Below are 5392 nucleotides of genomic sequence, written 5' to 3'. Positions count from 1 at the left end.
ACCGCGTCGGGGCGCACGGTCGGGGCGACCCCGGGCGCCCCGGACGTACCGGTGCGGGAGGCGGCCGCGCTCCTCGCCCTCCAGCCTCCCCAGCTCGCGATAGATCTGCTGGTGCGTCGCGGACCAGAAGTAGCCGATCGACTTGTCGAACCGGCGGGTCAGCTCCAGCCCCGACGACGGTTTTTCCAGCAGGGCGGTGAGGATCGCGTGCGGGAGTGACATGGGCTCATCCTAGGGACGCCGCGCGGCGGACCTACAGCGCCGCCGCCAGCTCGGTGCCCTGCTTGATGGCGCGCTTGGCGTCCAGCTCGGCCGCGACGTCCGCGCCGCCGATCAGGTGCGCGCTGCGCCCGGCGGCGACCAGCGCCTCGAACAGCTCGCGGCGCGGCTCCTGCCCGGTGCACAGCACCACGGTGTCGACCTCGAGGACGGTGCTCTCCTCGCCGACGGTGATGTGCAGGCCCGCGTCGTCGATCCGGTCGTAGCGCACGCCCGGCACCATGGTGACCCCGCGGTGCTTCAGCTCGGTGCGGTGGATCCAGCCGGTGGTCTTGCCGAGCCCGGCGCCGACCTTGGTGGTCTTGCGCTGGAGCAGGTGGACCTGGCGAGGCGGAGCCGGCCGCTGCGGTGCGGCGAGACCGCCCGGCGCCCGGTAGTCCATGTCCACGCCCCAGCTGCGGAAGTACGCCTCGGGGTCCTCGCTCGCCTTGTCGCCGCAGTCGGTGAGGTACTCGGCGACGTCGAAGCCGATGCCGCCGGCCCCGAGGACGGCGACCCGGTCGCCCACCGGGGCGCCGCCCAGCACGTCGAGGTAGCCGAGGACGCGGGGGTGGTCGGCGCCCGGGATGTCGGGGGTGCGCGGGGTGACGCCGGTGGCGACGACCACCTCGTCGTAGTCCGCCAGATCCTCGGCCGTCACCCAGGCGCCGAGGCGTACGTCGACGCCGTGGGCGTCGAGCTGGTGGCGGAAGTAGCGCAGCGTCTCGTCGAACTCCTGCTTTCCGGGGACCTTGCGGGCGACGTTGAGCTGGCCCCCGACCTCGCTCGCGGCGTCGAACAGCGTGACCGCGTGGCCGCGTTCGGCGGCGCTGACGGCGCAGGCGAGTCCGGCCGGGCCGGCGCCGACCACGGCGACGCGCTTCCTCAGCCGCGTCGGCGAGAGCACCAGCTCGGTCTCGTGGCAGGCGCGCGGATTGACCAGGCAGGAGGTGATCTGCCCGCTGAAGGTGTGGTCGAGGCAGGCCTGGTTGCAGCCGATGCACGTGTTGATGGCCTCCGGTGTGCCGGCGGCGGCCTTGGCGACGAAGTCGGGGTCGGCGAGCATGGGCCGGGCCATGGAGACCATGTCCGCGTACCCGCCGGCCAGCAGCTCCTCCGCCAGCTCCGGGGTGTTGATGCGGTTGGTGGTCACCAGGGGCACGGACACCTCGCCCATGAGCTTCTTGGTGACCCAGGTGTAGGCGCCGCGCGGCACGGAGGTGGCGATGGTGGGGATGCGTGCCTCGTGCCAGCCGATGCCGGTGTTGATGATCGTCGCCCCGGCGGCCTCGACGGCCTTGGCGAGCGTGACGACCTCCGCCAGGGAGGAGCCGCCCGGGACCAGGTCCAGCATGGAGAGCCGGTAGATCAGGATGAAGTCGGGGCCGACGGCCTCGCGCACCCGCCGGACGATCTCGACGGGGAAGCGCATGCGGTTCTCGTACGAGCCGCCCCACCGGTCCTCGCGCCGGTTGGTCGGGGCGGCGACGAACTCGTTGATGAGGTAGCCCTCGGAGCCCATGATCTCGACGCCGTCGTAGCCGGCCCGCTGGGCGAGGCGCGCGGCGCGGGCGTAGTCGTCGATGGTCCGCTCGACCTCGGCGTCGGTGAGTGCGCGCGGCACGAAGGGGCTGATCGGGGCCTGCAGGGCGCTCGGCGCGACGAGGTCCCGGTGGTAGGCGTACCGCCCGAAGTGCAGGATCTGCATCGCGATCCGGCCGCCCGCGCCGTGCACCGCCTCGGTGACGGCCCTGTGCTGCTCGGCCTCCGCCTCGGTGGTCAGCTTGGCGCCGCCCTCGTACGGCCGCCCCTCCTCGTTGGGCGCGATACCGCCGGTGACGATGAGCCCGACGCCGCCGCGGGCGCGGGCCGCGTAGAACTCCGCCATCCGCTCGAACCCACGCTCGGCCTCCTCCAGGCCGACGTGCATGGAGCCCATGAGCACGCGGTTGGGCAGCGTGGTGAAGCCCAGGTCGAGCGGGGTCGTCAGATGCGGGTAACGGCTCATGGGGCCCTCCGTGCGCGGTGTGGTCGCCTCCTGTTGTAGAGGAAGCGGACCCGTTTATGCAACTAGTTGCACAACCGCCGCGCACGGACGGGCACACGGACGCCCCGGGCGGCGGGGCCGCCCGGGGCGTGTGGAGACCGGTGGCGCCGGTCAGCGACTCTCCAGGCGCAGGTGGAGGTCCCTCTCCTGGTCGCCGGAGGCCGTGCAGGTCTCCTGGACGGTGAACATCGTGTCGAGGGTGTGGCGGAACCGGTCCACGGCCCAGTAGCCGCCCTGGACGTCCGCCTGCACGGACGAGTCCAGGTGCACCGGCGGACAGCCCTGCTCATGAGCGTCGGCGACGTCGTACGAGCCGAGCCACACCATGGGGCGGGTCTCGTGGAGCTGCTGAGGCACCTCGTCGGCGCCCCGGTCGGACGCGAAGCAGGAACTCAGCGCCTCGAAGACGAGACGGGCGTCCTCCTTGGAGCATCCGCTGATCTCCACCATGACGGTTTCCGGATGCGACCGCTCCCTGTTCGCCATTGATCGCTCCTTTCGTGGCCGCGCTGCGGTGGAACGGGGTACCCCGCCGAACCGCGTCCACCCTTCAGGAAAGCACCGCGGGCCGTCGAGCACACCTCAGCCGCGGGAGAACTTGTACGTCTTGCTGTCGGTGAGGATGCAGAAGCCCGGAGACATGACGATCACTCGCAGAACACCCGTCCGCCGGTCGTAGTCGATGCCCTCCACCTCGAACGTGCCCGAGCAGGAGCTGCGCAGCGGCAGCCGGCGCACGGCCGTGACATGGCCGGAGACGTCGCCCGAGCCGCTCGGCGGGGCCGAGAGGTCGATCTGGAGCAGCGGCTTGGTCATGCCGAAGAGGCTGCCGTCCGGGTCGTCGGAGGAGCACAGCAGGGTCGTCGGACCGGAGAAGTCGCAGCCCTGCACGTCACGGACGGGGTGGTCCAGGTTCACCGTCGCGACCTGCGGGAGGTTCGCCGAGGGCGAGGTGCTCGGGTTCTCGCCCGGGGTCGGGAAGACCAGCAGGCGGGTCATCGTGCCCCATTCGCCGGAGAGCATCCACTGGCCGTCGGGCGAGATCGCGTCCCAGGAGTTGTTCAGGGCCTCGCCGGGGCTCAGCGTGTGCACGTACTCCGACCAGGTTCCTCCGGGCGACTGGACGCGGAACATCTTCGAGTTGCCGGAGTCCTGCTGGTAGGGCTCGATGTAGTAGCCCTGGTAGGAGGCGTCGGGATCGCCCACGTGGTTCCAGCCGCGGCTGGAGACGCCGAGCGGGATGGTGCCGATGCCGGTGTAGTGGTTCGGGCTGTTCGCCGGGACCTCCACCGAGGTCAGCCCCTGGCTCTCGGTCAACGGGTCGGCGCGGTCGGATCCGGTCTCGGTCCAGGTGCCGGCCGCCGAGGCGGGGACGGGCACGGCGAGGGACACGACGGCGGCGGTGGCGAGGGTGACGAGTCCGGCGAGAACTGCGTGACAACGTTGCCGGGCGGACGCGGGCATGGCCGACTCCTCGGACGGGGGTGGGGGCACTCGCTCGGCGCACAGTCTGGCGTGGCGTGCTAGTCATGTACAGGCCAATACAGCAACATGAGCGTGAACTCTCACGGTCCGCCCGGCCGCGCTGTACGGTCTCGGCAGGAGGCCCCGCATCGCGCACCGTCGGGCGTGGCGACTTCGGCACGTCCGCCGCCGTCGTGAGGGATGGTGGAGAGAGACGGCAAGGGCCTCGGAGAGTCGGGTGTGAGCGCGGTAGAACAAGGGGAGTCGGCACGGGGGACGGCGTGCCGTGCGGACGGGCGAAGGCGGTGCGTGGCATGAGTGCAGCCGAGGCTCCGGTGACGGAGGGCGGTGAGCCCGTGCGTGGCCCCGAACGGCCGGGCGGGCTCCTCGACGTGCTCGGCGTGGCCTCGGTGGTGCTGGACACCGAGGGCCGCATCGTGCTGTGGAGCCCCCAGGCGGAGGAGCTGTTCGGCTACACCGCGCAGGAGGCCCTGGGCGAGTACGCCGCCCGGCTGATGGTGCACGAGCGGCACATCGAGCTGGTCGGCAAGCTCTTCGCCGACGTGATGCGCACCGGGCAGAGCTGGGCCGGCGGTTTCCCGATCCGGCACAAGGACGGCAGCACCCGTCTGGTGGAGTTCCGCAACATGCGGCTGCTGGACGACCACGGGGACGTGTACGCCCTCGGGCTCGCCGCCGACCAGTCGACCGTACGGCGCCTGGAGCAGGACGTGGCGCTGTCCGAGCGGATGGTCAGGCAGTCGCCGATGGGGCTCGCCGTGCTCGACACGCAACTGCGGTTCGTCTCGGTCAACCCCGCCCTGGAGAAGATCAACGGGCTCCCCGCCGCCGGGCACGTCGGGCGCACCCTGCGCGAGGTGCTGCCGCAGTTGCACACCGAAGCCCTGGAGGCCGCCACCCGCCGGGTGCTGAACACGGGTGCGCCGCTGATCGACGACATCCTCGTCGGCCGTACCCCCGCCGACCCGGACGCGGACCACTCCTGGGCGGTGTCGCTGTACCGCCTCGACGACTCCACGGGCAATGTGCTCGGTGTGGCGTGCTCGATGGTGGACATCACCGAGCAGCACCGGGCCTCCCTGGAGGCGGAGGCCGCGCGGCGCCGGCTCGCGGTCATCGCCGACGCCTCCGCCCGGATCGGTACGACGCTGGAGCTGGAGCGCACGGCCAGCGAGCTGGCCGAGGTCGCCGTGCCCGAGCTGGCCGACGTGGCGGCCGTGGACCTGCTGGACGCCGTCGTGGAGGGGCGGCCCAGCACGCTCGGCCCGTCGGAGGACGCGGTGATCCGGGCCTTCGCGCTCCGGCCCGAGAACGGTTCGGACGCCGTACGGGCGGCCGACCGGCCCGGCCAGATCGCCCGGTACGGGCCCGACCGCCTGGTCACCGAGTGCGTGCGCACCGCCGAGGCGGTGCTGGTGCCGCAGGTCAAGGACGAGGACCTGCCGCGCATCGCCCGCTCCCCCGAGGCGGCCGTGCTGCTGGGCCGCGCGGGCCTGCACTCGTACCTCGCGGTGCCGCTCATCGCGCGCGGCGAGGTGCTGGGCGCGCTCGACCTCAAGCGGACCCGCAATCCGGCGCCGTTCGACGAGGACGACGTCCTGC

General features: G+C 72.1%; 5 protein-coding genes. 1 reads left to right on the top strand and 4 read right to left on the bottom strand.

All coding sequences use genetic code 11. From position 1 onward, the window contains the following. From ACWEN3_RS40400 to ACWEN3_RS40385, 4 genes are all read right to left on the bottom strand, one after another. A partial coding sequence (locus tag ACWEN3_RS40400; protein WP_452981901.1) for a PadR family transcriptional regulator occupies window positions 1-222 on the bottom strand: 222 nt, incomplete at its 3' end. Between the two features lie 31 nt (window positions 223-253). Further along, window positions 254-2266 carry an oxidoreductase gene (locus ACWEN3_RS40395; RefSeq protein ID WP_452981898.1) on the bottom strand — a complete coding sequence of 671 codons (2013 nt, stop codon included), beginning with the start codon at window positions 2264-2266 and terminating at the stop codon, window positions 254-256. Window positions 2267-2416: 150 nt separating this feature from the next. Further along, complete coding sequence (locus ACWEN3_RS40390) at window positions 2417-2791, bottom strand: hypothetical protein (RefSeq protein ID WP_452981895.1); 375 nt, start codon at window positions 2789-2791, stop codon at window positions 2417-2419. 96 nt (window positions 2792-2887) lie between these two features. Next, window positions 2888-3769, bottom strand: a complete 882-nt coding sequence (locus tag ACWEN3_RS40385; RefSeq protein WP_452981893.1) for a hypothetical protein — start codon at window positions 3767-3769, stop codon at window positions 2888-2890. A gap of 314 nt (window positions 3770-4083) precedes the next feature. On the opposite strand from ACWEN3_RS40385, the gene ACWEN3_RS40380 reads away from it, so the two are divergent. After that, window positions 4084-5392: PAS domain-containing protein (locus ACWEN3_RS40380; RefSeq protein WP_452981890.1), on the top strand; the 1309-nt coding region annotated here is incomplete at its 3' end.

Source organism: Streptomyces sp. NPDC004561, from assembly GCF_053602155.1.
Note: the sequence above shows the minus strand (reverse complement) of the source record. Positions and strands in the feature narration are given on the sequence as shown.

Coding starts and splice junctions, on each gene's coding strand:
- ACWEN3_RS40395 (WP_452981898.1), bottom strand. CDS start 2,266: ATGAGCCGTTACCCGCATCTGACGACCCCGCTCGACCTGGGCTTCACC.
- ACWEN3_RS40390 (WP_452981895.1), bottom strand. CDS start 2,791: ATGGCGAACAGGGAGCGGTCGCATCCGGAAACCGTCATGGTGGAGATC.
- ACWEN3_RS40385 (WP_452981893.1), bottom strand. CDS start 3,769: ATGCCCGCGTCCGCCCGGCAACGTTGTCACGCAGTTCTCGCCGGACTC.